This is a genomic window from Virgisporangium ochraceum (assembly GCF_016863655.1).
Lineage (GTDB): Bacteria > Actinomycetota > Actinomycetes > Mycobacteriales > Micromonosporaceae > Virgisporangium > Virgisporangium ochraceum.
On sequence record NZ_BOPH01000105.1, the window covers coordinates 48329 to 74078 of the forward strand.

Genomic DNA, 25750 nt, shown 5'->3' on the forward strand with positions numbered 1-25750 from the left:
TCCGCTTCTCCGAGGTCATCGCGTCACACGGGGCCCTTCCGCCCCGCCGCTCCTCGGAGGCACATCTTGTACCACCCCCGCTGGATCAGCCGTCTGCTCGTCGCGTTCGGCGCGGCGTCGGCCGGCGCCCTGCTTGTCGCCGGCACCGCGTCGGCCGCCGTCGTCGTCCCCCTGCACGACGCCCACCGCAACACCACGGCGGCCGGCTTCCAGAACCGCAGCTGCGCGCAGATCCCCGGCGGCGATGCGGTCGCCGGCAAGGACGGCTGGGTCTTCGTCCTGCCGAAGAACGACGCCGACTTCGTCAGCCTGACGCTGCAGTTCCGGAACACGGCCGGCACCACCACGACCGTGACGGTTCCCAACCCGAACGACCCGTACCCGGACGGCATCACGACCAACGGGACCAGCAAGGCCTGGGTGCTACTGCCGGCGGGATGGACCCTGCTCGACGGGTCCGCGACGGTCAGCGGCCAGACGCGGGCGGAGTTCTTCAACCTCACCCACACGTGCCCCGGCACGCCGTCGACGTCTCCGAGCCCGTCCGGATCGCCGTCGGAGAGCCCGTCGTCGTCCGGAAGCCCGTCGCCCTCGGGTTCCTCCTCGTCGTCGGGCGGCAGTTCCTCGCCGTCGGGTAGCGCCTCGCCCTCGACGGAGTCGACGCCGTCGACCACCCCGTCGACCGGGTCGACGGGCGGGTCGTCCGGACCGCTGCCCCGCACCGGAACCCCGATCGGGAGCATCGTCCTCGCCGGCGGGACCATGTTCACCGCCGGCGGTGCGCTGCTGCTGCTCTCGCTGCTGCGACGCCGCCGGACCGCCCAGCAGTGATCGGGGTGCCCGTTCAGTGACGGGCACCCTGTTCTGGGCAACGACCTCGCGGCTGCCCGACCGCAAGGCTCACCGATAACAGAGCACGCCGCACCATCGCGTGCGGACGCATGCTTGAACTCCGCCGGGTATCTCCGTCGTCCCATGCCACTCTCCTCAGAATCGAGCGACACAAGATCCCGACAAACCGACTCCGCGCAACCCGGTGCAGACAGAGCCCCTCCGGAGGTGATTGCCGCGCTCGCCGCCCGACTGCCCGATCCACTCCTCGCGACGGCGGTGGACACCGTCGCCGGGCTCGGACGCTACGACAGTCCGGGCCGGGCAATGGCGGCTCTCGCACCACGCCTGTCCGGAGGGCTGCTGCGTACGGCGGTCGGTATCACCCGGGGCTTCGATGAACTGGCGGATTACGTTCAGGCGAGCAACGAGCTCGCGCTCCGTCATCCGCCGGCGGCCCGGCACCAGATCCTGCTCGGCTCCCTACGGCGCGTCGAAGGCAGGCCCGTGTGGACCCTCGAGCTGCGGCGGGCGTTCGTCCGGTTGGTGGAGCTGTTGCCGGCCCAGCTGGTGCCCAGGGCCCTGGGATCGCCGAGAAGATGTCGCCGAGCGACGGCGAGGCCGCCGTGCTCGCCGCGGTGGGCGCCCGTTTGACAGGGCAGCGACGCCTGGAGGTGCTGCGCAGGGCGTTGCAGGCGACACGTCGGATCGACGACGAGGAACTCCGCATGGCCACGGAGATGACGAGCATCCCCGTGCTCCGTGAGCTCGCGCGGCTGCTTCCCGGTGAGGTCCTCCCGTTCGTCCTGGAGCACCGGGATCCGCACGAGTCCGTCGTGGACTGGACCCTGGAGCGGCTCGGCGCGATCAGCCCGCACCTGCGGACGGACGAACTGCACCGGATCCTCCGCGTGGCGCGGGAGCTCAACGACGGCCGCGACCGGTGCGTGGCAACCGTTGCCCTGGTCCCTCACGTGCCCGAACCGGGCAGGTCGGAGCTGCTGCGCGGCGCGCTGTCCGACTGCCGGAGCATCCACCGGCACTGGGACGTCGCGATGGCGCTGCACGCGCTGGCGCCGGTGCTCCCTTACGAGATGGGCGAGCAGGCGCTGGAGATCGCGGAGTCGGTCCGGTACGAGGCCGGCGCGCGGGCCCGGGCGGAGGTGGCCCGCACCGACCTCTACCGGGAGGCACTGGCCGTCATCGGCACGACCGACTGGGACGAAACGGAGGCGCTTTCCATCGGGTTCGTCGCCTCGGTCGCCGCCGATCTGCCCGAGCACATGCTGGACGAGGTCGTCGACCTCGTCGTGGGTTACCAGGCCCTCCCGGACGATCACTGGCCCGCGCTGGCCGCCCTGGCGGCCCGCTTCGACGAACCACGGCGAACCACTCTGCTCGGCCGGGCGGTCCAGGTCTGCGCCCGCATCGCGCGGGAGCCGGCCAGAGTGCGGGCTCTCGCCGAGGTCGGGCCGTCATTTCCGGGCGCGGCCGACGTGATCCGCGGCGTGACCGACCCGTGGTGGCGGGCGGTGGGGCTCGCTCACCTCGGCGTGCCCGTCCCGCCGGATCTGCTCCTCGGAGCGCTCGACGGATCGGACGCGGTGCAGGCGGTCCTGGAGCTGCTGCCGTTCGTGCCGCCTGACGGCGTACGAGCGGTGCTGAGCCGGCTGCGGGCCGGTCCGCGATGGCCCGAGCAAGCGGCGGACGGGTGGTTCAGCGTCACGCTCGCCCAGGTGCTGGCCCGCCTGGATCCTGAACTGCTCCCCGACGTCCTGCAGGTGCTCGACGACATCCCGGCCACCAGACGCCCGCGCCCCCTGGCCGCGTTGCGCGGCCAGGGTGGTTTCGTTCACCGGCGGCATCTGTACGACCTGTGGAGTCATGCCCGGGCGGCGTTCGACAGCGGCGGACGCAAGGACGTGCTGCACACGGTGGCGACCCTGCCCGAACTGGTGGACGCGGTCGGAGGCCCTGACGCGGTGGGCGAGGCTGCCGCCGCGATACGGCTGGTCGCGCGCTGGCATCCGTAGCGGGGTGCCCGGGACCCGGCGGATGCCCGTGCCGAGCGGCAGGAGATGTGCCTCGGGCGGTGCCCGTGCGGGTATTCCCCGCCGTCGGGCAACGCTTCACAGATCGCCCGGCGACGGGCGTCTGCTCGGGGTTGAGGTCATCGGTGCCACGGGACTTCTCCGCCCGGCTGCTGTCACCGCGGCCGTTCGAATCCAGGTGTTGGATGCTCCTCCACGGCGCGGGCCCGCAAACGGATAGTGGTGGCGCGCGCCCTGAGGGTGACGGCCTTCGGCCCGATGTGGCGCGCTGGTGCGGCCTGAGAGTGCAGGTGCACGGCCAGATGGCATGGGTGGCGGTCAATGTCCGGACGGCAGTGCGGATAATGCTTTCATGGTCGGCGACGAGGGATTTCCGTCGAGATCGTTCCTGTGGTACTGGCGGGCCGGCGCTGTGTCGGCCTTCGGCACCTACATCACGATGTTCGCGCTCCAGGCGCTGGTCGTCCTGACTTTGCATGGCTCCGCCACCCAGGTCGGCTGGTTGAACTCAGCCCGCTGGTTGCCCTACCTGATCGTCGGCGTCCTGTTGGGAGCGCTGGTCGATCGCCGCCCCCGCCGACCCGTCATGATCACCACCGATCTTGTTCAGGCGGGTCTTCTGGCGATCATCCCCCTGCTCTGGTGGATCGATCTGCTGTCGTTCCCGGCGCTACTGGTGATCGTCGCGGCGTACGGAACCGCCGCGGTGATCAACGGGGCGGCCACGATGTCCTTCCTACCGCGCCTGGTGCAGCGCCGACATCTGCAGCGCGCACACGCGCGTGTCGACGGTGCCGACGCCGTTGCCCAGACCGCCGGTCCTGCTCTCGGCGGCGTGCTGGTCAGTGCCCTCGGCGCGCCCCTGGTGGTCCTGGTCGACGCTGCCACCTATGTGTTCTCCGCGGTCGCGCTCAGCCGGATCAAAATGCGCGAGCCCCGTCCCACAGCAGAGCCCGCCACCAGGAATCTGGTTGCCGAGATCCGCGACGGCGTGCGGTGGATCTACCGGGGCTCCGGTCTGGCGACCCTGGCCATCGCCACACACGGATGGTTCGTCGGAAACGCGGTGATCGGCGTCGTCGCGGCCCCCTACGCACTCGCCGCATTGGACCTCACACCGTTCCAGTTCGGGATCATCGGCGCCGCGGGCGGAGTCGGCGCGGCCCTCGGTGCGGCGGTCACCACCCGCGTGGGGCTGCTGCTGGGTACCGGGCGCACCATCATCGGCTGCCACCTGATCACCACCGCGAGTGTGCTCGTCATGGTTGCCGCCAGTGCAACCTCCCACACGTGGACCTCCGCCGCGGTCCTCGGAACCGGGACAGGGCTCTACGGCCTCGCGATGGGCATGAGCAACTCACACGAGATGAGCTTTCGGCAGCTCCTCACGCCCGATGAACTCCAGGCCCGCACGAACACGACGCTCCGGTCCCTCAACCGTGCCGTCATGGTCCTCGTCGCACCGCTCGCGGGAGCCGTGGCGGACAGCTGGGGGATCCGACCCACCCTTCTTGCCGCCGCAGCCGTGTTCGCGGCCGTGTCGTGCGGGCTCGCCCTGTCGCCCTTCCGTTCGGTACGGGCACCAGCCTGACGCGCATCCGCCCGGGCACCAGCGTGGCCAGGCTGCGTACCCCGTAGGTCCACGGCATGCGACGTCCGCCGATGCGGTCATGGCGTCCCTCCAGCAGCGATTGTCCGGGTTCCGATCGCGCAATCCGCATCCGGCGGTATTGTCGCGCCGACAACGGAACGGCAGCATGTCCGCTATGGCAAGGAGGGCGCTGCGTGACGTCATTGTGGTGCTGCCGGGTATCACCGGCAGTGTGCTGCGTGACGACGGCCGTGACGTCTGGGCGCTGAGCGGAGGTGCCCTCCGGTCGTGGCTCGGGAGCGGCGGTGACTCGCTGCAGCGACTCCGGCTGCGTGACGGCGACCCTGGCGGGACGGTTGCCGACCGGCTGATGCCCACAGCCCACCTCGTGCCCGGCCTCGTGAAGATCGACGGCTACTCGTCGCTGGTCCGGCTCGTGCGGGACATCTTCGACGTCGTACCGGGCGGGAACTTCATCGAGTTCCCCTACGACTGGCGCCTCGACAACCGGATCGCGGCCTGGCGACTCGCGCAGACCGTGGAGCGGGTGCTGGCCGACTGGCGTCGGCACACCGGGAACCCCGCGGCCAAGGTCATCTTCCTTGCGCACAGCATGGGTGGCCTGGTGGCGCGGTACCACCTCGAGGTGCTGGAGGGCTGGCGGGACTGCCGCGCCCTGGTCACGTTCGGCACGCCGTACCGCGGCTCCCTCGACGCGCTCGACTATCTGGCCAACGGCTACAAGAAGGCGTTCGTGAACCTCACCGACGTGATGCGCTCCTTTCCGTCGGTGCACCAGCTGCTGCCGATCTACCGCGCGCTGCGCGTCGGCGACGGGTACGTACGGGTGGCCGAGGCCGGCCCGGTGGACGGGATCGACGCGGCGCTGGCGGCCGACGCGCTGGCTTTCCACCGTGAAATCGAGAACAAGGTGACCGAGCATCAGGACGACGAGACCTACCGCCGCGACGGGTACACGATCATTCCGATCGTCGGGACCCGGCAGCCGACGCTGCAGTCCGGTGTGCTCGCCGACGGCCGGGTGACGGTCGGTCGTGACGTGCCCTCGTGGATCGATCCGATCCTTGGCGACGGCGACGGCACCGTGCCGCGGGCCTCGGCCATACCGATCGAGCTGTCCGAGGCCTACCGCGACACGTTCGTGCCCGAGCGCCACGGGTCGTTGCAGTGCAACGCCGCCATTCTGGCGGACGTCCGCGGGCGCCTGGAGCAGTCACAGGTGCGCGGCCTCCGCGCTGTCCGGGGGCCGGCGGAGAACCTGACGGCGGCCGAGCGGCCGGGCATCGCGCTGCACGTCGACGACCTCTACGTTCCCGGTGAACCTGTCACCATCCGGGCCGAGCTGATCAACACCGCACCGACCGTCGGCCTCCGGGCCCGCGTCGAGCCCGCCGGGGCGTCGCCAGGTCAGGCGGCACGCACCGTCGACATGACGCCCGGTGAGAGAGTCGAACTGGTCGGGCTCCCGGCCGGGCTGTACCGCCTGACCGTCGAGTCGGATCAGCTGGGTCCGGCGGCTCCGCCGGCGGTCCACGACATCTTCGCCGTCGCCGGAGCGGCCGATGAACTCGGATAGCGACGCCTCCGGCTGGCCCCCGTGGCCCCGCGCCGACGAACGCGGGCTGGTCCGCTACGTCACTCCCCGCGCGCGCCGATGGCAGCCGCTCGAGGTCAGCCGCTTCGACCTGTCCGCGACACCGGACCGGTGCACCGCCGTCGCCGCGGCCGTCTACGACGCGCTGTGCCGGCGGAACATCCGGTACGCGCTGGAGGAGTACCACCCGTCGGACGTACTGCAGACCATCCGGGCGCCTGCCGAGGTGCTCGACGCGCCACGCGAAGGCACGTGCCTGGACCTCGCCGCGCTGTTCTGCGGGCTCTGCCTGGCCTACGAGGTACTACCGGTCCTCGTCGTCGTCGACGGGCACGCCTTCGCCCTCTTCTGCACCACGCACGGCCTGCGCGATTGGAACGGGTACGACCGGCCCGGCCGTGAGCTGTTCGCCGCCGGCCCGGTCACCGACGTGACCCGGCTGGCGGAACTGGTCGACAGCGGCGCCTACCGGGCCGTCGAGTGCACCGGGTTTGCCCACAGCGACCTGCTCGGCCGGTACGTGGACCTGCCGGAGGGCCGCGGTCGCAGCGACGGCCTGCTCACGTTCGAGCAGGCGGTACGGGCCGGGCGGGAGCAGCTCGGCCGGCCCGACCGCGAGCTGCGGTTCGCGATCGACGTGGCGACCGCGCACTACGAATGGCGGATCGAGCCCTATCGCGTCGAGGCGCTGCCCGGTGCGTACGCCACCGACATCTTCCGGCTGCTCGCGCAGGCGCCCACCGTCCTCGCCGGAAACCTCAGGATCCTCGACAGCGAGCAGATCGTCGCCGACCGGACCCGCGAGTTCGTCGGCCGTGATGTCGTCTTCCGGGCCATCGACCGGCTGCTCGCGGACCCGCACTTTCCCTCGGGCTACATCCTGGTCCGGGGCGAGCCGGGCATCGGCAAGACGTCGGTCATGAGCATGCTGGTCAAGTCCCGTGGTTACGTTCACCATTTCAACGTCGCGCAGGCGAACATCCACAGCGCGCGGACGTTCCTCGCCAACATCTGCTCCCAGCTGATCGTCCGCTACCGGCTCGACCACGTCGCGCTTCCGCCCGAGGCGACCACCGACAGCGGGTTTCTGAGTCAGCTGCTCCGGGAGGCCGCGGAGGCCGCCGGCGACGAGCCGGTCGTGGTCGTGGTCGACGCGCTCGACGAGGCCGAGGACGACGGGTCGGCCCTCAAGGCCAACCGGCTCTTTCTCCCCCGGGTCCTGCCGCCCGGGGTGTTCTTCGTGGTCAGCTCGCGCGAGGAGTTCAACTACCGGCTGGTCGTGGACCGGCGCGAGGACGTGTACCTGGACGACACCGGTGCCGAGAACATGAAGGATGTCCGCACATACGTCGTGGCCCAGTTGCGGGCCCATCCGCAGCTCGCGCCGGCGTTGAACGGCGACGAGTTCGTCGAGGTGCTGACCACGAAGAGCCAGGGCAACTTCATGTACCTGGTCTACGTGCTGGCGGACATCCGGGCCGGAAAGATCTCGGTCGACACCATGGACGACATCAACCGGCTACCGTCGGGTCTACGCGCCTACTACGAGCAGCACTGGGCCACCATGCGTGCCCAGGACCGGGAACGCTTCGAACAGATCTACGAGCCGGTCCTACGCATCCTGGCGACGGTCCGGGAGCCGGTGGAGCTGGCAAAGATCCACGAGTGGACGCAGGTCGCGCCGATCCGGATCCGGGACGTGATCCGTGACTGGCGGCAGTTTCTCAACGAGACGCGGTCCGACACCGGCGAACCGCTGTATCGCGTGTACCACACCAGCTTCCAGGACTTTCTCGCGGTGGAGGGGGTGGGTCTGCGCCCCTCCCACGAGCGGATCGCGCTGGCCGCGCTGGCGAAGATCCCCGGCTTCCTCGACCGGATCTAGCCGTCCGGTGCTTCTCGACGACCTGTCCGAGTACGACATCCGGCACCTGTCCGGGCACCTCGTGCGCGCCGGCCGATCTGACGACCTGCACCGTCTGCTCTGGCTGTCCGGCGACTCACCGTCACACGCGTGGTACGAGGCCAAGGAACGCATCGCCGACGTCGACGGCTTCTCGGCCGATCTCCGCCAGGCGTGGCACGACGCCGAGTCCGGCGACGGCGAACTTGCGGTCCGCCTCGTGCGGCAGGTGCGCTGCCTTCTGCTCACCGTCTCGGCGCGGGGATTCGCCACGAGCCTGCCGGCGCGGCTCGTGCCGCTGCTGGTCGACGCAGGGCTGCTGCCGCTGGATCTCGCGCTCGGGCATACCCGGCTGATGTCCGACGACGACCGCGTGCTCGCCCAGTGCGATCTGGTGACCCGCCTACCGGCGCGCAGACAGGTGGAGCAGTTGCCCGAGCTGATCGAGTTGGTGCAGGCACAGCGGCTCGATCCCGGCTACATGTCCCGGCACGTCGCCGACGCGGCCGACCGGTTGGCCGACCCGGCCCGCGCCGCGGACCTGGTCCGTGCCATCCCACGCGTCGTCGTCCGCGTCGCCGCGATGGCGAAGCTGGCCCATCGGCTGCCCGGCCCGGCCGGTGCGGCTCTGGTGCGCACCGCCGTGCAGACGGCGCGGACCTTGCCCCAGGACCGCGACGAAGCGCTCGCCGCCGTGGCCGGCCAGCTCTCGGACGTGCGGCAGGCACTGGAGATCGCGCGCGACATCGGCGACGTGGGTTGGCGTGCCCTGGTGTTCGCCGCGACCGGCCTACCCGGCATGGCGGAGGCCGCGCTGGCAGAGCTCGGGCAGGGGAGGTTCGTCGCCACGTCCACCATGGACTCGGCCCGGCGGGCGATCGTCGAGCACCTCCCACCGGCACAGGCGTTGACCGTCGCGCGTGAGATCCGGTTCTGGCGGGAACGGATCGACGCGCTGGCCACGGTCGCGCATCGGGTGCCGGCCGGGGAACGCGGGGCGATCTGGGCGGAGGCGTTCGCCGCGGCGCCGCAGGGGTACGACGACCGGGCGGACGCGCTGCGCCAGCTTGCCGCGCACATGCCGCCGCCGGAGCGTGGCACCGTCCTCGCCGAGGCGCTGACCGCGGCCCGTCAGATCTCGCCCGACAACCAGGGCTACCGGGGCCAGCTTCTCGCCTCGATCGTGCCGCTGCTGCCAGCGGAGGACCGGGCCGCCGTCAGCGTCGAGGCGACTGCGTGCGCCCGCAGCGCCACCACGTCGCGGTCGCGCGCGTGGACTTTGACCGTCGTGGCGCAGCACCTGCCCGAGGACCTGCGCCGTCCGGTTCTCGTCGAGGCACTGGCACAGGCACGGGCCTTCGACGACTTGCCGGCCCTCGCAAGGTCGGTGCTCACGGTGGTCGGCGCGCTGCCGGAGTCCGTTGCGGCGTCGGCGCTGGCCTGGGCCCTTCCGATCGTTCGCGCAACGACGTCACCCGATGACCGCGCCCGCCTGCTGGCCACCGTCGCGACATTGGTACCGACCGACCGGCGTGCCGCCGCGGCCGGCGAGGCGATCGACGCGATCCGCGGCCGGTCGACACCGTCGGTCCGTGCCGATGTGGTCAGGACGGTCATCGGGGCTCTTCCCCGCGCCGAGGCGGTGCGCCTGCTCGACGACGAGATCCGGGCGGTCGCCGCGGGAGACGCCGATGACAGCGTCCTCACCGTGGCGGTCTTCGACAGTCCCGATCCCGACCAGGCGCTGACGGCGGCCCGCGCGATCACCGACCCGAACCACCGGGCACCGCTGCTCGCCCACGCGGCGAGCCGTCATCCGCAGCCGCGCCGCGGCGTGGTCCTGAGGGAGGCGCTGGCCGTCGCCCGCACCATCACCGACCCGAAGGACCGGTGCACCGCCCTGGCCGCTGTCGCATGGGATGCGCCGGACGCCGACCGCGTGGCCGCGGCCGACGAGATCCGCACCGTCGACCACCTCACGACGTTCGACCGCGACTGGGCGACCCTCGAGGCCGTGCGCCTGTCTCCGGACCTGCACCTGGCCGCATCGATCGACGACGACGCGGCCCGAGCCTACGCTCTCACCACGACGGCGCGGCATCTCGACCCACCCGATCGAACGCCGGCGCTGGACGCCCTGCACACCTGTGTGCGGGCCCTGCCCGAGGCAGTGCGACCGCACCATCTCGCCGACCTGGCCGCGCTGCTTCCCGACGCCGGGCCGACCGTCGACGAAGCGATGCGCATGGCGCCGGGAAGGTCACGCGCGATCGCACTGGCACTGGTGTCGGCGCACCTTCCGCAGACCGCACGCGTCAAGGCCCTGGCACAGGCGACCGCCGACGCTGCCGGCGAGGAGCACCCGGTCTTCCGTCACCGGGCCTACGTCGCCATCGCCGACCAACTCGAGCCCGGCCAGCGTGCCCAACCCCTCGCCGAAGCAGTGCGGGCGGTACCGGGCATGGACCCGTCGTCGAGCCGCTCGTATGCCATGGCGGAGCTGGTCACCCGTTTCCCGGACGTGCCGCTCGACGCCCTCCACGAGTCCTGCGGTGCCCTGCTGCGCGGACTCTCCGGCGACGAGCGGGCCTCGATCGTCGCCGATCTCGCTTCGTTGACCCCGGTACTCGAACGGCTCGGCGGCACCGAGGCGCTCACCGGAACCATCTCGGCGATCGTCCACATCGGACGGTGGTTCCCCTGACGCGGCCGCACAACCGGGCCGATCACGATCCTCAGGTCGGTTCTGTTCGGTCCCGGGTCGCCGGCTGCGTTCAGCAGGATCCGAAGGAGGGCTCGAGCAGCACCGGGTGCGGTGACGTACCGGTCGGGTACCGGTGCGGAGGTCTCCTCGTCGCTGGACCGGGTTGTCGTCGACGAGGTCGTGGCTGGCCTGCCGGTACGTGAGTTCCGTTGGTACAAGGTCGTACGCGATATGGTCGGGCCGATGCGTCTGAGATCGATGGCTGTCTGCGCGTCGCTGGCGGCGGTGTTTGCCTGCGGCTCCGCCGGCCCGCCGGACCGGTCGCCGCCGGTTGCGGACCCGTCGTCGCCCGTGTTGGCGCCGAAGGTGCCCGCGCGGGTTGCACAGGTGCCCGCCGTACGGTCGAAGCAGACCGGCAGCCTGCGGCTGCTGCCGTCGGTGGCCGGGGTGCTGATCGTGGCTACCTACTTCGGCGGCGGCTGCTCCAAAGGGTGTGAGCCGATCGAGCGGTCCGGAACGGCGGCGTGGTGGTGCGCCGGCCCACCATGCAAGATCACTTCCCGCCCGGCGCCGATGCCCGACCGGGATCCGTGGAACGTCGACGACGGCCGAAACGTCGTCTACGTTCAGCCCAGCAGCGGATACGACCAGTCCGTGATCGACCTGGCCCGTTGCGATCCGATCGGCTGCCGCGCGGCCGAATCGGTGACAGCGGCACTGGCGGGGCGCACCCTCCTCATGGCCGCGGTGGACGGTACCGACCTGCTGATGCTGCACAAGACGTCGAAGAAGTCGTCGCTCGATCCGCCGACCCCGGAGGAACACGACCTCTGGCTCGCCCGGTGCCCTATCGTCTCGTGTCTGGCCGGGTGGACCAGTCACCGGATCGCGACCGTGCCATATCTTAGGTCGTACGACGTGGCGCTCGGGGTGCGCGACGGGCGGCCGGTCGTGGCCTACCGGGAGGACCGGCCGGACCGGACCACCCTGCTGCTGTGCGCCGACCGCGCATGTGTCTCCACACCCCGTGCGGTCAAGGTCGATGGGATGGGGATGAGCCATCGCATGTCGATGCGCGTCCTGCCCAGCGGCCGGATCGCGATGCTGGCCGGCTCGACGTTGATGACCTGTGACGATCCGGCCTGTACCACCGCGTCCGTGGTCACCCTGCCAAAAGGTCGCGCCCGGGCGGTCGACGACACGGATTTCACCGTGGACGCCGCCGGCAGGCCGCTGATTGTCACCAACGACTCCAACGGCGAGCTGCTGCTACGAACCTGCGCCGAGGAGAGCTGCCGCAGTTCCTCGTCGGTCGTTGTCGGCCTGCGCGTCCTCGGCGACGCGCGGCCCGGTGTCGCGGTCGACGCCGCCGGCAACCCTCTGATCGCAGTTCTCGCCCGCAACACCCTGACGGTCGTCGCGTGTGAAACCCGCGACTGCCGCTGACCGCCGGCCGGGGTCAGAAGCCGGCGAACAGCACCATCGCTCGACGGCAGACGGGAAGTGCCGTACCAACGGGCCACCGGCGGCTTCCGCGACAGCAGGCTGAACTTGCCGTGGTCCGCGCCGCCCGGGACACCGCGGCGCAGTTGTGCCCACCGTCGCAGTGACTCGACGTCGGCACGCCCGACGGTCCGGTTGCCGCACCCGCACCGACGAGGTCGCCCGTATCAGGCTGTGGACGGTCGCGACCTGACCCGCCCGGCACCGGCGTCACCGGGTCGGTTCCACGACAAGCTCCTCACACGTCCCCTCACACGGTCTGGATCTTCACTTGGTGAAACCACACCTCACAGGGATTGGACAGAGATGTTCAGGAAGTTCGGCCGGGTCGCTGTACTCGGTTTGGTGTTCGCGATGAGCTGCGTCGGGCTGTTCCGGCCGACCAGCGCGAGCGCCGCTACAAGCTACACCTACCAGCAGGTCAACAACTACCACAGCAACTTGTGCATGTTCTACAGCGGTTTCCAGACGGCGTGTACCGGCAACTCGGGCCAGCAGGTGCGAGAGATGCCCGGCAACAGCGGCTACATCATGCTGAGCATCGCCCCGGCCGGCGGCTCGCAGTGCCTCACCGTGCAGGGCGGCTCGTACGCCAACAACGCGCCGCTGACGCCGACGCCGTGCAACTACGCCAGCAGCCAGCAGTTCCGCAAGGAACCGGCCCCGATCGGGGGCGGCTACTACCAGCTGGTCGCGATGCACAGCGGCAAGTGCGTCACGGTCCGGTCGGAGAGCATGGTCGAGGGGGCGCAACTGGTGCAGTACACGTGCCCGTCCCCCGGCCAGGTCGACTGGATCGGCGCCGGCTACTGGCGCAACCTCGCAAGCGCCACCTACCAGCGGGTGCGCAACTGGCACAGTGGCCTGTGCCTGAACGGCTACCCGCAGGTCCAGAACCCGTGCGGCGACAACGCGTACCTGCAGTGGCGCGAGATCCCGACCGATGCCGGCTTCGTCCAGCTGTACAACGCCAGCTTCGGCGGCTGCCTGGCCGTGCTGAACGCTTCGTTCACCGACAACCAGCCGCTCACCGTGGGCCCGTGCAACGGCGCGTACAGCGCCCAGTTCCGCAAGCAGGCGGCCCCGATCGGCGGCGGCTACTACCAGTTGGTCGTCCGGCACAGCGCCAAGTGCGTCACCGTACTGTCGGAGAGCATGCTCGCCGGAGCCCAGCTGGTGCAGTACACCTGCCCGTCGGCCAGCCAGGTCGACCGGATCGGCGCGGGCTACTGGCAGACGTTCTGACCGTCGCTTACGGCGCCGGTCTCGGCTCCGGCCTCGGCGACTCACGCCGGGGCCGGAGCCGGAGGTCCTGACGCGCTCATGCGGGCGCGGGAGGGCTGAAGTTACGGCAGAGCTGCGCCGCAACGCTCACCAGGTCGGCGGCCGGTCTCACTGTGGGTCGATATCCACACCCAGCGGTAGCAGCTTCCCGTCGTTGCAGGTGGCCGCCGGGCACGCGGTCACCGCCACGACCAGGTCGCGCTCGGCCTGGAACGTCACGCCCTGTCCGGCCGTCACGGTCGGGGGCCGGATCGTGAGCCGCCCGTCGGGGGCGACATCGGCCCGCATGAACACGTTGAAGGCGATCGTCACCGTGGCCGCCGGCACGCCGAACGCGCCCAGCGACGTCGTCAGGTTGTCGAAGCAGTTCGGGCGGGGACCGGTCGCGCCGTAGCCGATCTCGTACATCTCCTGGCTGCACGGTGCGTACAGGAAGTCGTGCACGCCCACCTCGTCGGCGACGATGCGCAGCAACGGGCGGCTGCGCCTGGAGTACAGCACCGACCCGGTCGTCAGCCGTACCGTTCCGCCGTAGTCGAACGAGCGGCCGTTGCTCTGCCCGTCGGAAAGGTCGTCAGCGGCGACAGCGAACACGTCACCGGTCTGCCCGCCCTCCACGTCGACCACCCGCAGCCGGGTCCCCGCGCTGAGCTCCCACGCCATCCCGCCTGCGGCGGGGACGATCACCGTCATTGCATACAATTAGCATACTGAATGTATTCTGGGCAACGTGAGTGAGGTCAGGCGCAGCACGGCCGCCGTGCAGCAGGGGATACAGGAGCTGATTACCGCCGGGGTTTTCGCCGCCGGCGACCGGCTCGTCGAGGACGACCTGGCCCACCGGCTCAACGTCTCCCGCACGCCGGTCCGGGAGGCTCTGCACGCGTTGGCCGCCCGCGGACTGGTCACCCGCGCCGCCCGTACCTGGACGGTCCGCCGCCTCGATGTGCGCGACGTCCGGGAGATGTACGAGTTCCGCTGCGCGCTGGAGTGCATGGCCGCCCGGCTCGCGGCGAGCAGGTGCTCACCGGAGGACGCGCGCGCGATCGCCGCGGCGAACGACGCCAGCCGTACCGGACCATCGACGAACTTCACCCCGGCAAGCGAGCGGGTGCACGGCCTCATCGCCGCGGCGGCCAACAACCGGCGCCTGGCGGCGGAGCTGGCGCAGCTCCAGCTGATCTACTTCAGCCGCCCGATCGCGACGCTGTACACGCCCGACGAGATCGAGGAAAGCATCGTCGAGCACGAGGCGGTCGCACGGGCCGTCGCCGACAAGGATCCCGACACCGCCGACGCCGCGATGCGTCACCACATCGAGCACGCCTTCGATCTGGTGGTGCGCAAGCTGGCCTGGCTCGGCTAGCGTCGGCTGGGCGCCTGCCCCTGCAACGGAAGCATGCGCCCGAGCCGCTCCGCGTGCCGGTAGAGGCATGGTCAGCGGCGAGGCCTGGGACTACCGCATTCGGGCTTTGGCCGTCGGCTTCCGACCCGCACGCTCAGTAGATGACCCACATCCTCCGATGGTTGCCCGACGGGTTGTGGAACCGGTCCTGGAGGTTGATCCCGGTCATGTTGCCCCCATTCGCGCTGACGGCGGCGATGGCCAGACCCCAGTGCTCGGACGGCACCAGCATGTCGTAGTAGCTGCCGGTCGTCGGGTCCCACTCCTCCCAATCCTCCCAGCCCTGTCCGTTGAGCTGACAGCTGGAGTCGGCCCAGACCTGGTATCCGAGGGCCAGGTCGGAGTTGTAGGTCAGGCACTTGCCGGTCCGAACGTTGTAGATCTTGAAGTAGGAGCCGTAGCTGATTTTGCGGAACTGCTGATAGCTGCGGAACTGGTCCCCACCCGAACGGCAGTTGTAGAGCTGGACGTTGGTGCGCACGTTCCATTCGGTCCCCGAGTCGACGTCCAGGCACCGCCAACTGGTCCGGTTCGCGAGTTGGGTTCCGGGCGAGGCCGGATCCTCCGGGAGGTCGGCGGCCACCGGCCCGAATGCCGGCGCCGCGCCGGCCGGTGCCGGGACGACCATCATGACCGTGATGGCTAGAACCGCTGTCAGCAGTGCCCGCCACCCGGCTGCCACGCCTTGCCTGCCACGCCTGCGTGTCCTCACGGTGCTTGTCGGCCGCATGTGTTGCCTCCACAGGTGGGTCGATGGAGCGCCGGCCGTTCCCGCCTTCGGGGCCCGGTGCCCATCGAACGTGAATGAGCCGAGCCGAGTCTCCATCGACGCCACGACGAGCGACAGGAAAGAGACCGGTCAATGGCCGGCAATCGGTGGGCTCGCCGTCAGTCACCCCGAATCCTTCCGGACCCGGAGTGTGCGCGGTGCACTACCTGCTCTACGCCACCTGAGTCGTCTCCGGCAGGCCGAAGGCGTCGAACAGGTCAGCGCGGTGGAAGGCGTGCACGGCGGACACGCCGGCCGCGGTCAGGGTCAGCACCGTGATCGTGTGTGCCCGGTAGACGCCGTCGCGGTTGACGTACCAGGCGAAGGTCGGCTGGGTGTTCGCCGACGTCGCCACCAGGATCCGGGTCCCGGCTCCGGGTAGGAGCTTCAGCCGTAGCAGCCGTATGACGTCGTCGCGGCCGGAGAACCAGGTCGGGATCGGCGGCATCTCCCAGGTGACGTCCTTGGTCAACAGGGTTTCGAGGGTGGCAAGGTCGGCCTGCTCGAACGCCGTGACGTAGCGGTCGAGCAGGGCGCGGCGGTCGTGTTCGGCGGGCTCGCTGAGCTGCGTCTCCGTCGGCGCGGTCCGGGACAGTTCAGCCCGCGCCCGTTGCAGCGAGCTGTTGACCGCGGCCGGGGTCGTGTCCAGCATCTGCGCGACCTCGGCGGCCGGCCACGCGAGCACGTCGCGGAGGATCAGGACCGCACGTTGCCGGGGCGGCAGGTGCTGCAACGCGGCGACCATCGCCAGACGCAGGCTATGCCGGCTCTCGACGACGAGGGCCGGGTCGTCGGCCAGCATCCGGTCGGGCAGCGGCTCCAGCCAGTTGACGTCAAATGCCCGCGGCGCCACGTCATGGGGGTCGGTGCCGGGGGCGCCCAGGGCCGCGGGCACGACGCGGCGGCTGCTGTGCTTGAGGGCGTTGAGGCAGGTCCGGGTCGCTATCCGGTAGAGCCACGTCCGGATCGACGAGCGGCCCTCGAACTCGTCGAACCCCTGCCATGCCCGCACGTAGGTGTCCTGGACGGCGTCTTCGGCGTCGTGCAGCGACCCGAGCATGCGGTAGCAGTAGGTGAGCAGCTCAGCGCGTCGCCGCGTGAACTCGTCCTCCAGGCTCATCCGACCTCCTGCGCCGTCCGGACGGCCGGTGCCGGCTCCCGCGGACCCCGGCGGGACGCGACTCCGAGCCCGGCGACGGCACCCAGCAATGACAGCACACCGCCGGCCACCAGGGCCCGGGCGAAGGCGGTCGGGAAGGAGGCGTAGCCGCCGGCGCCGACGAAGACCGCGCCGAGCACGGCCACGCCGATGACCCCGCCCAGCTGACGCGTCATGGCGTACAGGCCGGATGCGATACCGACCATCTCCGGCGGCGCCGCGCCGACGCTGGCGCTCTGCGCCGCCGGCATCGCCATCGACACCCCGCACCCGGCCACCATCAGCGGTACCACCAACCCGGCGTAGCTCGTCGTGCTTCCGACCAGGCCGATCCAGAACATGCCGACGGCCTGCAGCGTCAACCCGGCCACGACCAACGGACGTTCACCGATGCGGTCCACCACCCGGCCCGCGAGTGGCGCGACGAGGAACAGGGTGGCGGTCCACGGCAACAGCCGTAACCCGGCCACCAGCGGTCCCGAGCCGAACACGACCTGCATGAACTGGGCGTTGAAGAACACCGCCCCGTACAGCGCCGCGGTCAGTAGCAGCCCGGCGGCGTTGGCCGCGGTGAACGACCGCGACCGGAAGAGACCCATCGGCACCATCGGCTGCGCCGCACGACGCTCCCATGCCACGAATGCCGCCAGCAGCAGACCACCGCCCACCAGCGCGGCCGGCACCTCCGGGCTGCTCCAGCCGACCGCCGCGCCCCGCACGACTCCCCACACGACGCCGAACACGGCACCGGTCAACAGCGCCATCCCGCCCGGATCGAGCCGCCGGGCCCCGCCCCTGCTCTCGGAGACCCGGCGCAGCACGAGCGGAACCGCGACCGCGCCGACGGGCACGTTGATCCAGAAGATCCACTGCCAGGCCAGGCCCTGCGTCACCACCCCGCCGATCACCGGCCCGCCCAGCACCGCCAGCCCGGTCAGGCCGCTGAACACGCCGATCGCCCAGCCGCGGCGCTCCGGCCCGAACGCGACGCCGAGCAGCGCCATCGCCAGCGGCATCACCACCGCCGCACCCGCGCCCTGAACGGCCCGCGTGGCGACGAGCACCGGCACCGACGACGCCGAAGCGCACCCGATCGACGCGACCGTGAACAGCACCAGGCCGGCCGCGTAGGTCCGGCGACGGCCCCAGCGTTCACCGATCACGGCCGCCGGCATCATGAAGACCGCGAAGCTGAGCGTGTAGGCGTTCACCGTCCACTCCAGCGCCTCCACCGAGGCGTGAAGGTCCCGCCGGATCGTGGTCAAGGCCGCCGCCACCACGAGCGCGTCCAACGCGACCATGAACGCCCCGAGTCCGGTCAGGGCCAGCACCCATCGTTGTTCGCTTCTCACCGGTGTCCTCCATGAGTCGGCTCTCACCGGTGCTGACAACGGCGGCGCGCGGATCTCATCGCACGCCGGGCCTCTTTCTGGCGGAGATCCGGCCATCTCACAAGCGGCCCGCGGTATCGCTACCGACCGGATCGATACCCAGCGTTGCGCTCGATCGCGCTGAGTGCTCCCGGATCCGGTCCGGCCCGACGGCGTCCTGGGGGACGACGCTTACGGCGATCGGCCAGGACCGGCCCGTCGTCGACGACGGGCTGACGGGCGCGCCGGCGGTGCCGCGGCGCAGGGACCTCTCCTCGGCGTCGCGGAATCAGCACTGCCACCTCACGCCCACCCATCGATGCATGTCGCGATAATGGTGAGCATGCCTGTGCACCGCCAGGCCGGTCACGACTCCGCGCCGCAGCTCGATTCGGGCCTCGCATGGCGTTGCCTGACCTGACCGTCGTGTTGCTGGCCCTCGGTTTGTTGTCCGGGCCGTGGCTGGGCGGCCTGGTCGTCGCCCACTCCGTGGCCTACCGCCAACCATTGCGCCAACATTGCCCGGTCTGCGGTGTGGTCACGGTGGATGTCACGCGTGGTGGTGTGCTCGCGGCGGCTCCGCCCGACGCACGCTGTCGTCAGTGCCGTTCGCCGACCGGCCCGGCACCCGGTCTCCTCGAGGTCGTCGCCGCTGCGGTTCTCTGCCTGCTGGCGGTTGCGACGCCGTCGGTCTGGGTGCTGGCGGCATGGTCGTGGACCGCACTGTTGGGCATCGCCCTGGCCTTCATTGACGTGGCGGTGCTGCGCCTACCGGATGTGCTGACCATCGCCGCCGGCCTGGGAAGCCTGGGCCTGCCGGGTGTTGCCGCGGTCGCCACGGACAGCCCCCGCACGGCCGCTCCGGCGACGTGAGTCTGTCCGGCGTCGAGTTCGGCACCGGCGCCACCGGTGTCGTCCTGGCACCGCCCGTCGGCGAGATCCTGTGTGACTGGGTGGTCTACGCGACGCAACTCGCCCGGCTGGGATACCGGGTACTGGCGTTCGACTTCGCCGGGACCGGAGCGTCGGCGACGCCGCACAGCGGCGGCGTGAGCGCAGACGCCGACGTCACCGCCGCCGTCCAGTTCCTGCGCGACAGCGGTGTCCAGGCCGTCGCGTTGCTGGGCGCTGCGGACGGAGCCTCCGCGGCGGTCGTCGTGGCGGCAAGGCTCACGCCACCAGCCGCCGCCGTCGTCGGCCTGTCGACGGCCAGCATGCTGGCGACCGTCGACCTACGGTCGGTCGTCCCCACCCTTCAGGTACCCGTCATGTACGTGACCGGCGAGCAGTACCGCATCGCCCAGGTCCTGTACGACGCGACCCGGTCGACCACCACCCGCCAGATCGTCGTCTCCCGCGGCGACGTAGCCGGCTTCGGCATCCTCTACGGCCCGAGCTCAGTGGCGATCCCACAGCTGACCTCGATCACCGCCACCGCCTGACCGGCGGCAACCACCTCGGCCCGATCCGTCCGTTGCAGTCATGCCGTTCAGACCCATCATCCTTCAGGTAGAACGGCTTCCCAGCGTGGACTCGATCTCGTTCATCTCTCGGCCGCGTCGGCCAGACGCTGCAACCGCCTCCTTGATCCAGGCGACCAGACCTGATCTTCCGGCTGCGAGTATCAACAAGATCAGACGCAGTCATCTCGGCTATTGACCGAGCGCCGACCGTTCCGAGCTTCGTCACCGCTGGTAGCGATCGATCAGCGGCTACATATTGAATGGATCTACGACCGCAGCCCGGCCAGGCTTGGTCGAGGTGATCGGCGGGATGCTCGATTCAGCGGCTGCCCGTCCGTGGTTTGGAGCGTGGCTCTCATCTGGCATGCGCCCCGCCGGTCACCGCGGCGTGGAGTGGCTCCAGAGGGGACTGCCCAGCTCAATGTAGCGTTGCCCTCCCGCTGAACCCGGTTCGGTCACAGCGAGGAGACAAGCGTGGGGCACGTCGTCATCGGCATGGATCCGCACAAGCGGTCAGCGACGATCGAGATCATCGACGATCAGGAGAGCATCCTGGCGGGTGGCCGGTTCAGCACTGACGGGGATGGCTACCGGGCGATGCTCGCCGCCGGCCGGCGCCATCCGGAGCGGATGTGGGCGGTCGAGGGCTGTTACGGCATCGGGCGGCACATCGCGCAGCGGCTGGTAGCCGACGGTGAAATGGTGGTGGACGTGCCACCTAAGTTGTCCGCGCGGGTGCGGGTGTTCGCCACCGGCCAGGGTCGCAAGACGGACCCGGTCGACGCCCACAGCGTGGCCGTCGCTGCGTTACGTACCAAGGGTTTGCGACAGGTCGCCGCCGATGACGAGACGGTGGCGTTGCGGCTGCTCGTCGACCGCCGCGACGAGCTCGGCCGGGCCCGCACCGACCTGCTCAACCGCATCCACAAACTCCTGCTGGAACTGGTGCCCGGCGGGGCCAAGACGTTCCTGCGCGCCGACCAGGCCCGCGCCCTGCTCGCCACCGTCCGCCCGCGTGATCTCGTCGGACGCACCCGCCGGCGGCTGGCCTCGGAACTGATCGCCGAACTCGTCGGCATCGACAAGAAGATCAAGACCGCGAAGAAGGAACTGACCGACCTGGTCACGGCGAGCGGCAGCAGCCTGCAGGAGTTGAACGGCATCGGACCGTCCGGCGCTGCCCGGCTGATCGGCGACATCGGTGACGTCCGCCGGTTCCCAAGCCGGGGCCACTTCGCGTCCTGGAACGGCACCGCGCCCTTGGATGCCTCCTCCGGCGACCAGCAGCGCCACCGCCTGTCCCGGGCGGGGAACCGGCGCATCAACCGGGTGCTGCACATCATGGCCATCGTCCAGCTCCGCCACGACACGCCTGGCCGCGCGTACTACCGACGCCGCCTGGCCGAAGGCAAGACCGCGATGGAGGCCATTCGAGCACTCAAACGCCGGCTATCCGACGTGGTCTACCGGCACATGCTCCGCGATATCCAACGACTGCAGACGGGCCCGGGAGGACAACCGGGGGCGACTCTGCAATCCAGCGCGGCTGACTCAAACCCCGAGGTCAGCACTTCGGAACAGTCACAGCCCGGACCCGCCGACCACCACCCTAGAACACCCGGCTCAGCCGCCGCTTGACAAAGAGGGGTGCCAGATCCGTGAACGTGATCTTGGAGTCGACCATGGCTCGGGCACCGATCCGGCTCTTCCCGCCGCACTGATTGCGCCCCGTCTGCCGGCGGCTGTGCATCGTCCGGCTACCCTGGCGCCACTCTCGGAGACTTGACGCCGGAGGAGCTGTGAAGATGGACAGGTTCATCGAGCGGCAGTCCTGGAGCCGCTTCGACAAGCTGTGGGCGTTGGGCGGTGTCCTCTTCTACGGTGCGCCCTGCTGGGCGCTGCTGCTGGGGTCACTCATCGACGGATCGCTCTGGGTGGCGGCTGCTTGTGCCGGCGCACTGGCGATCTTCGGTGTGTTCAACTGGCGGATGCGCGCCCGGACGGCCGGCGCCCTGCTGGCGGAGGTCACCCCACTGGGCATCCGGTTCCAGGATGATCAGCAGCCCATCGCGTGGGCAGACGTGATCCGCGTCGACTTCTACGAGACGGGCGGAGGCACCTACTCACCCACCTACGACCACATCGCACTCCAACTCCGAAACGGCTCCACAGTGACCCACACCGTTCAGGGGATACTGCGGTCCCAGCTGGAGGTGGTGGTGCCGCAGTTCGCACCTCAGGTGCCACTCGGTCACGAGCGACCGGCGCCGTGACGGTGGGATCGACGGGCGTCCGTGACTGCCGATCGAACTCAGGGCGATGCCCGACGAACCACACCCGGTCGACGCGCCCGCGACGACGAGTGCCACCGACTACTTCGTAATCGTGTAGATGGTCCGTTTACTGTGGATCAGTTCGCAGTTAGCAGATCACGAATTCAACGATCACGGCATGTTTGGTATCGGAGCGCCCCCAAAGCGACCCTCGTTGGTGGCGCTTCGTCGGCGAACGTGCCGTAGACAACGCCACCGTCGACCAGGCTCCCGGCGGTCGTGGCCGTGTGATTCCTGCGCAAGGTTGATGTCAATGACGTCGATGTGAAACCCGGCGGCCCTTGCTCGCGGGTGGAATGCTGGCGCGCATGACGAGTGCGTTGGAGGAACTGGCGACCGTACCGATGGCAGATCGCGACAAGAGTTGGATGTACCGGCTGGCCGGACTTCCGGCTGCGCTGGCCCGAGCTGGGCAGCCGCCGCCGTCACCGGGCGACCACGACGCGGTGATCATGGCCACCGCTGCGGTCCAGCCGCGCCTGTTCGACGATCAGGGCAGGCTGATCGGGCAGGCGATCGCGCGTGCCCGGGAGGCCGATGACCACGCCCTGGCCGACCGGTACCTGCAGATCGCGATGTCGGTGGTCGCGGCGCGGCTCGGTGGGATGGCGATGCCCGCGGACCTGCGGGCAATGGCCCTGCTGGACTGGGGTCCACCGCCGCATCTGTGGCAGATCCTCGAACGGACGGTCACGGACAACGGCGATCCCGGATCAGTCAACGACGGGGCGGCCGGGGTCGCCGACCGGGAGCTGCTTCGGCACTCCGCGATGGTCGCGAGCGGAGCACAGGTCAGCAGCATCGGGTACTGGCTGCATCCGGACGAGCCGGCGCGGGAGTTCACCCCCATCATCGAGATCGGCGACGATCCATGGGAATGGCGCATCCTCGCGACCGGCTGCACCCTCGTCGAGGCGATGATCTGGCACTTCTGCCGGCGCGACGACGAGTACGACGACGTGATGTTCGAGGAGTACGCGGAGCCGCTCCGCAGCCACGGCGTGCCGGTCGTCCGTCGCGGTGATCCGCTGGGCGTGGTGAGCGTGGACCCGTACGACCTGTGGGAGCAGACCTACGAGGCCGCCCTCAAGAACTCACCCGAGTAGTAGGTGGCAGCTGCCGCAGCATGATCACCGCGCATTTCCAGAGCGCGGCCAAGATTGAAAAGGCGCCATCGACACCGGACTCCACTGCCCGCCGCAACCCACGTTTCCGCCGCGTCGAGATCGCCCCGCATCGCCAGCAGTGCGCCCAGGGCGCTCATCGCCGTCCCGTCGCGTCTCCGCCCGGCATCTGGCCGTGGTCAGCCTGGACGAGCTTGTCGTGTGTGACCGGCGGGGCCGGCGGATCTGGCGGCGTGAACTCGCCATCGAACGGGCCGGTCGTCGCTGCGAACCCAACTGCCATCTCGATACCCGCGCGGTGTGCTGAGGGTGTGCCTGCCCACCGGAGACCACCTGGTCACGACGCTGTAACCGGGGGCGAGATCGATCGCGTCATGCTCGACTCGTCCGTCGGAGCCGGCCACTTATGGCCCCATCCGATCGGCGCCGGCTCGGGCTGTATGTGGCAATGGCGCAGGACACATCATTGAGCCGCCTGGCGTGGCTGGAGGACCGGCGGATCACCGGACGCAACCTCCCCGGCGGCTTCCTTCACCGGCTTCACCTCCAGCGGCGACCGCTACCTGGCCATGCTCCACGATGACAACCGGATCTCCATCCGTGACCTGCACACCGGGGAAGCGATCGTCACCCGGCACACGGCCGACCTGACAGGCCACCACCCCGACGACCGACCGGTCATGGAGACGGCCGCACTGGTCAGCGACGAGTTCGTCCTCCACGCCGTCGTCGCCGGGGACGGGCATGAGGAACACGTGCTGCTGTCGACCCGGACCCTCGCCCGCGCAACCGGCCTCTACTACGGGGTGCCCATGACGCACAACTCCATAGCCGCCACCGACGGCCACGGCCGCTGGATCACCTCCAACCACCGCGACGACACACTGCGGCTCTCGCAGTTGCCCGACCCCGTCGACGCCACACCGGAACAGCGGCAGCTCTGGTGAACCGCGCCCGCTAAGGACAGTCCGAGGCGAGGGCGTGCAGCCGGTCGAACGCGCGACGCAGAGCCGGTAGCAGGGCGGTCGCGTCGTCGCCCGCCAGCCGGTACGCGGTCAGGAAGCAGCCGATGCCCAGGCCGGCGGCGAGCGCGGCGATCTCCCTGTCGGCTCCGCGCCCGGTCAGCAGGTTCGCGAGTTCGTCGGTCAGGTGGTCGAGCTTGCGGCGCATCCGGTCCGCGAGTTCGGGGTGGGCGGCGAGGAGCCGCGTGTAGACCCCGTAGCGGGCCGGGTCGCCGACGACGTCGTCGCTGACCGCCAGCACGACCTCGGCGACGACGCGCAGTGCCGCGGGCAGACTGTCGACGGGTGGGCCGCCGGCCGCCCCGACGACCGCCATCCGCTCGGCGTGCCGCTGCTCGTCGGCGAATACGACCTCTCGTTTGTCGCCGAAGTAGCGGAAGAACGTCGTGCGTCCGACCTCCGCGCGTGCGGCGATATCGGTGACGGTCACAGCGTCGAACCCGCGCTCCGCGAACAGCGCGTACGCCGCCTCGACGATCTGCTCCCTGGCCCGTTGCTGCTTACGGGCGCGAAGGCCGGGGTCGGTCATGCCCACAGCCTAGCGGAGCGGGACGAGGTACCGTACGGTACTGAGTACCAAATGGAATTCAGTCCTGGGGAGGACAACGTGGACCGAACGATGCTCATGACCGGCGCGAGCCGCGGGATCGGCCGGCATGCCGCCGAGCACATGCTGCGCGCCGATCCGGACCTCCACCTGATCGTCGTCGCACGCGGCCGCGACACCGCGACGCTGCCGGGTGAACTGGCCGCGGCCTCGGGCAACCGGCACGTGCGCGCGATCGGCGCCGACCTGGCGTCGCTCGCCGACGTGCGGGCGGTCGTCGCCGAGGTGACCGCGGCGCTCGACGCCGGCACGACCCCGCCGCTGTACGGCCTCGTCGCCAACGCCGGCATCCAGCGCACCTCGACCACCGAGGCGACCTCCGACGGCTTCGAGACGACGTTCGCCGTCAACGTCCTGGCCAACTACCTCCTGGTGCGGCTCCTCGCCGACCGGTTCACGGCTCCGGGCCGGATCGTCGTCACCAGCAGCGACACCCATGCGGGAGCCGGGGCGCCCCTCGTACCCAAGGCACGATGGGCCGACGTGGCGACGCTCGCCAGGCCCGGCACCGGTCCCACCGCGGCGTCGGCGACCGAAGGGCGCCGTGCGTACTCAACGAGCAAGCTCGGCGTCATCTACCTCGTCCACGCGCTCGCCCGCCGCCTGCCGGCGGGCGTCGACGCCTACGCCTTCAACCCGGGCCTGGTGCCCGGTACGGACCTCGCGCGCGACGCCGGCCCGGTGACACGCGGCCTGTTCCGGGCGCTCGCCCCGGTGTTGACGCTGCTGCCGTTCGCACAACGCGCCCGCGACGCCGGCGACCAGCTCGCCGCCGCCGCGACCGGGCCACGGCCGGGCGACTCGGGCGCCTACCTCGACCGCTCGCGTGCCGGCCGCTCCTCCCCCGAGTCCTACGACCCGGTTCGCGAGGAGGCATTGTGGCGTGACTGCGCATCGCTGGTCGGCCTCCCCGCGGACCAGCCCGCCTGAGCTCGACAGTCGCTGGAACTGTCCGGGGTCAGGCCCCAATGCCACGTAGTTAATGGTGGCGGTGGATGGACGGTGAGATCACGCGC

General features: G+C 70.3%; 23 protein-coding genes. 17 read left to right on the top strand and 6 right to left on the bottom strand.

The window, feature by feature from the left end; translation table 11 throughout:
• Positions 1 to 66 precede the first annotated feature (66 nt).
• From Voc01_RS38330 to Voc01_RS38370, 9 genes are all read left to right on the top strand, one after another.
• Complete coding sequence (locus tag Voc01_RS38330) at positions 67 to 831, top strand: hypothetical protein (RefSeq protein ID WP_203932591.1); 765 nt, start codon at positions 67 to 69, stop codon at positions 829 to 831.
• 228 nt (positions 832 to 1059) lie between these two features.
• Complete coding sequence (locus Voc01_RS38335; protein ID WP_203932592.1) at positions 1060 to 1485, top strand: hypothetical protein; 426 nt, start codon at positions 1060 to 1062, stop codon at positions 1483 to 1485.
• Entirely contained in the window at positions 1431 to 2864 is a 1434-nt protein-coding gene (locus tag Voc01_RS38340; protein WP_203932593.1) for a hypothetical protein, read from the top strand. The genes Voc01_RS38335 and Voc01_RS38340 overlap by 55 nt, the downstream gene beginning before the upstream one ends.
• Before the next feature lie 370 nt (positions 2865 to 3234).
• Positions 3235 to 4473, top strand: coding sequence for an MFS transporter (locus Voc01_RS38345; RefSeq protein ID WP_203932594.1), 1239 nt, complete (start codon positions 3235 to 3237; stop codon positions 4471 to 4473).
• Positions 4474 to 4648: 175 nt separating this feature from the next.
• Positions 4649 to 6070 (top strand): lipase/acyltransferase domain-containing protein, encoded by a 1422-nt coding sequence (locus Voc01_RS38350; protein WP_203932595.1) that lies wholly within the window; start codon positions 4649 to 4651, stop codon positions 6068 to 6070.
• Positions 6057 to 7973: an ATP-binding protein gene (locus Voc01_RS38355; RefSeq protein ID WP_203932596.1), complete on the top strand. Its 1917-nt coding sequence runs from the start codon at positions 6057 to 6059 to the stop codon at positions 7971 to 7973. Before Voc01_RS38350 ends, Voc01_RS38355 begins: the two co-directional genes overlap by 14 nt.
• A gap of 7 nt (positions 7974 to 7980) precedes the next feature.
• The gene (locus Voc01_RS38360; RefSeq protein ID WP_203932597.1) at positions 7981 to 10695 is read left to right on the top strand and encodes a hypothetical protein; all 2715 of its coding nucleotides are present in this window, start codon (positions 7981 to 7983) and stop codon (positions 10693 to 10695) included.
• A gap of 111 nt (positions 10696 to 10806) precedes the next feature.
• Positions 10807 to 12141: a hypothetical protein gene (locus tag Voc01_RS38365; protein WP_203932598.1), complete on the top strand. Its 1335-nt coding sequence runs from the start codon at positions 10807 to 10809 to the stop codon at positions 12139 to 12141.
• A gap of 363 nt (positions 12142 to 12504) precedes the next feature.
• Positions 12505 to 13443, top strand: coding sequence for an RICIN domain-containing protein (locus Voc01_RS38370; protein ID WP_203932599.1), 939 nt, complete (start codon positions 12505 to 12507; stop codon positions 13441 to 13443).
• Positions 13444 to 13590: 147 nt separating this feature from the next.
• Here Voc01_RS38370 and Voc01_RS38375 read toward each other — a convergent pair whose 3' ends face one another.
• On the bottom strand, positions 13591 to 14175 hold the full coding sequence (locus Voc01_RS38375; protein WP_203932600.1) for a DUF1989 domain-containing protein: 585 nt from the start codon (positions 14173 to 14175) through the stop codon (positions 13591 to 13593).
• 37 nt (positions 14176 to 14212) lie between these two features.
• On the opposite strand from Voc01_RS38375, the gene Voc01_RS38380 reads away from it, so the two are divergent.
• Entirely contained in the window at positions 14213 to 14848 is a 636-nt protein-coding gene (locus tag Voc01_RS38380; RefSeq protein ID WP_203932601.1) for a GntR family transcriptional regulator, read from the top strand.
• A 133-nt stretch (positions 14849 to 14981) separates the two neighbouring features.
• On the opposite strand, the gene Voc01_RS38385 is transcribed toward Voc01_RS38380, so the two are convergent.
• The 3 genes from Voc01_RS38385 to Voc01_RS38395 all read right to left on the bottom strand — a co-directional run bounded on the left by Voc01_RS38385 (position 14982) and on the right by Voc01_RS38395 (position 18167).
• Complete coding sequence (locus tag Voc01_RS38385; RefSeq protein ID WP_203932602.1) at positions 14982 to 15518, bottom strand: RICIN domain-containing protein; 537 nt, start codon at positions 15516 to 15518, stop codon at positions 14982 to 14984.
• Positions 15519 to 15828: 310 nt separating this feature from the next.
• A complete protein-coding gene (locus Voc01_RS38390; RefSeq protein ID WP_203932603.1) occupies positions 15829 to 16776 on the bottom strand; it encodes a sigma-70 family RNA polymerase sigma factor in 948 nt (315 codons plus the stop codon).
• Positions 16773 to 18167, bottom strand: coding sequence for an MFS transporter (locus tag Voc01_RS38395; protein ID WP_203932604.1), 1395 nt, complete (start codon positions 18165 to 18167; stop codon positions 16773 to 16775). The genes Voc01_RS38390 and Voc01_RS38395 overlap by 4 nt, the downstream gene beginning before the upstream one ends.
• Before the next feature lie 420 nt (positions 18168 to 18587).
• On the opposite strand from Voc01_RS38395, the gene Voc01_RS38400 reads away from it, so the two are divergent.
• From Voc01_RS38400 to Voc01_RS38420, 5 genes are all read left to right on the top strand, one after another.
• On the top strand, positions 18588 to 19058 hold the full coding sequence (locus Voc01_RS38400) for an A24 family peptidase (protein WP_203932605.1): 471 nt from the start codon (positions 18588 to 18590) through the stop codon (positions 19056 to 19058).
• Positions 19055 to 19627 (top strand): alpha/beta hydrolase family protein, encoded by a 573-nt coding sequence (locus tag Voc01_RS38405; RefSeq protein WP_203932606.1) that lies wholly within the window; start codon positions 19055 to 19057, stop codon positions 19625 to 19627. Before Voc01_RS38400 ends, Voc01_RS38405 begins: the two co-directional genes overlap by 4 nt.
• Before the next feature lie 495 nt (positions 19628 to 20122).
• On the top strand, positions 20123 to 21286 hold the full coding sequence (locus Voc01_RS38410; RefSeq protein WP_239160801.1) for an IS110 family RNA-guided transposase: 1164 nt from the start codon (positions 20123 to 20125) through the stop codon (positions 21284 to 21286).
• 167 nt (positions 21287 to 21453) lie between these two features.
• On the top strand, positions 21454 to 21921 hold the full coding sequence (locus Voc01_RS38415) for a hypothetical protein (protein ID WP_203932607.1): 468 nt from the start codon (positions 21454 to 21456) through the stop codon (positions 21919 to 21921).
• Between the two features lie 368 nt (positions 21922 to 22289).
• Positions 22290 to 23087 (top strand): hypothetical protein, encoded by a 798-nt coding sequence (locus Voc01_RS38420; protein ID WP_203932608.1) that lies wholly within the window; start codon positions 22290 to 22292, stop codon positions 23085 to 23087.
• Here the strand turns inward: Voc01_RS38420 and Voc01_RS54830 are convergent.
• The gene (locus Voc01_RS54830) at positions 23054 to 23245 is read right to left on the bottom strand and encodes a tetratricopeptide repeat protein (RefSeq protein WP_203932746.1); all 192 of its coding nucleotides are present in this window, start codon (positions 23243 to 23245) and stop codon (positions 23054 to 23056) included. The genes Voc01_RS38420 and Voc01_RS54830 overlap by 34 nt on opposite strands.
• A 429-nt stretch (positions 23246 to 23674) precedes the next feature.
• Here Voc01_RS54830 and Voc01_RS38430 point away from each other — a divergent pair, with 429 nt between their 5' ends.
• Complete coding sequence (locus Voc01_RS38430; protein WP_203932609.1) at positions 23675 to 24052, top strand: hypothetical protein; 378 nt, start codon at positions 23675 to 23677, stop codon at positions 24050 to 24052.
• 10 nt (positions 24053 to 24062) lie between these two features.
• Here Voc01_RS38430 and Voc01_RS38435 read toward each other — a convergent pair whose 3' ends face one another.
• The gene (locus Voc01_RS38435) at positions 24063 to 24656 is read right to left on the bottom strand and encodes a TetR/AcrR family transcriptional regulator (protein ID WP_203932610.1); all 594 of its coding nucleotides are present in this window, start codon (positions 24654 to 24656) and stop codon (positions 24063 to 24065) included.
• A gap of 78 nt (positions 24657 to 24734) precedes the next feature.
• Between Voc01_RS38435 and Voc01_RS38440 the strand changes: the two genes are divergently transcribed.
• On the top strand, positions 24735 to 25664 hold the full coding sequence (locus Voc01_RS38440) for an SDR family NAD(P)-dependent oxidoreductase (RefSeq protein ID WP_239160802.1): 930 nt from the start codon (positions 24735 to 24737) through the stop codon (positions 25662 to 25664).
• Positions 25665 to 25750 lie beyond the last annotated feature (86 nt).

Excerpts from the sequence above, each read along its gene's own strand:
- Voc01_RS38430 (WP_203932609.1), top strand. The coding sequence starts at position 23,675 with ATGCTCCACGATGACAACCGGATCTCCATCCGTGACCTGCACACCGGG.
- Voc01_RS38400 (WP_203932605.1), top strand. The coding sequence starts at position 18,588 with ATGGCGTTGCCTGACCTGACCGTCGTGTTGCTGGCCCTCGGTTTGTTG.
- Voc01_RS38370 (WP_203932599.1), top strand. The coding sequence starts at position 12,505 with ATGTTCAGGAAGTTCGGCCGGGTCGCTGTACTCGGTTTGGTGTTCGCG.
- Voc01_RS38355 (WP_203932596.1), top strand. The coding sequence starts at position 6,057 with ATGAACTCGGATAGCGACGCCTCCGGCTGGCCCCCGTGGCCCCGCGCC.
- Voc01_RS38375 (WP_203932600.1), bottom strand. The coding sequence starts at position 14,175 with ATGACGGTGATCGTCCCCGCCGCAGGCGGGATGGCGTGGGAGCTCAGC.
- Voc01_RS38435 (WP_203932610.1), bottom strand. The coding sequence starts at position 24,656 with ATGACCGACCCCGGCCTTCGCGCCCGTAAGCAGCAACGGGCCAGGGAG.
- Voc01_RS38390 (WP_203932603.1), bottom strand. The coding sequence starts at position 16,776 with ATGAGCCTGGAGGACGAGTTCACGCGGCGACGCGCTGAGCTGCTCACC.
- Voc01_RS54830 (WP_203932746.1), bottom strand. The coding sequence starts at position 23,245 with ATGAGCGCCCTGGGCGCACTGCTGGCGATGCGGGGCGATCTCGACGCG.
- Voc01_RS38420 (WP_203932608.1), top strand. The coding sequence starts at position 22,290 with ATGACGAGTGCGTTGGAGGAACTGGCGACCGTACCGATGGCAGATCGC.
- Voc01_RS38340 (WP_203932593.1), top strand. The coding sequence starts at position 1,431 with ATGTCGCCGAGCGACGGCGAGGCCGCCGTGCTCGCCGCGGTGGGCGCC.
- Voc01_RS38350 (WP_203932595.1), top strand. The coding sequence starts at position 4,649 with ATGGCAAGGAGGGCGCTGCGTGACGTCATTGTGGTGCTGCCGGGTATC.
- Voc01_RS38385 (WP_203932602.1), bottom strand. The coding sequence starts at position 15,518 with ATGATGGTCGTCCCGGCACCGGCCGGCGCGGCGCCGGCATTCGGGCCG.
- Voc01_RS38345 (WP_203932594.1), top strand. The coding sequence starts at position 3,235 with ATGGTCGGCGACGAGGGATTTCCGTCGAGATCGTTCCTGTGGTACTGG.
- Voc01_RS38415 (WP_203932607.1), top strand. The coding sequence starts at position 21,454 with ATGGACAGGTTCATCGAGCGGCAGTCCTGGAGCCGCTTCGACAAGCTG.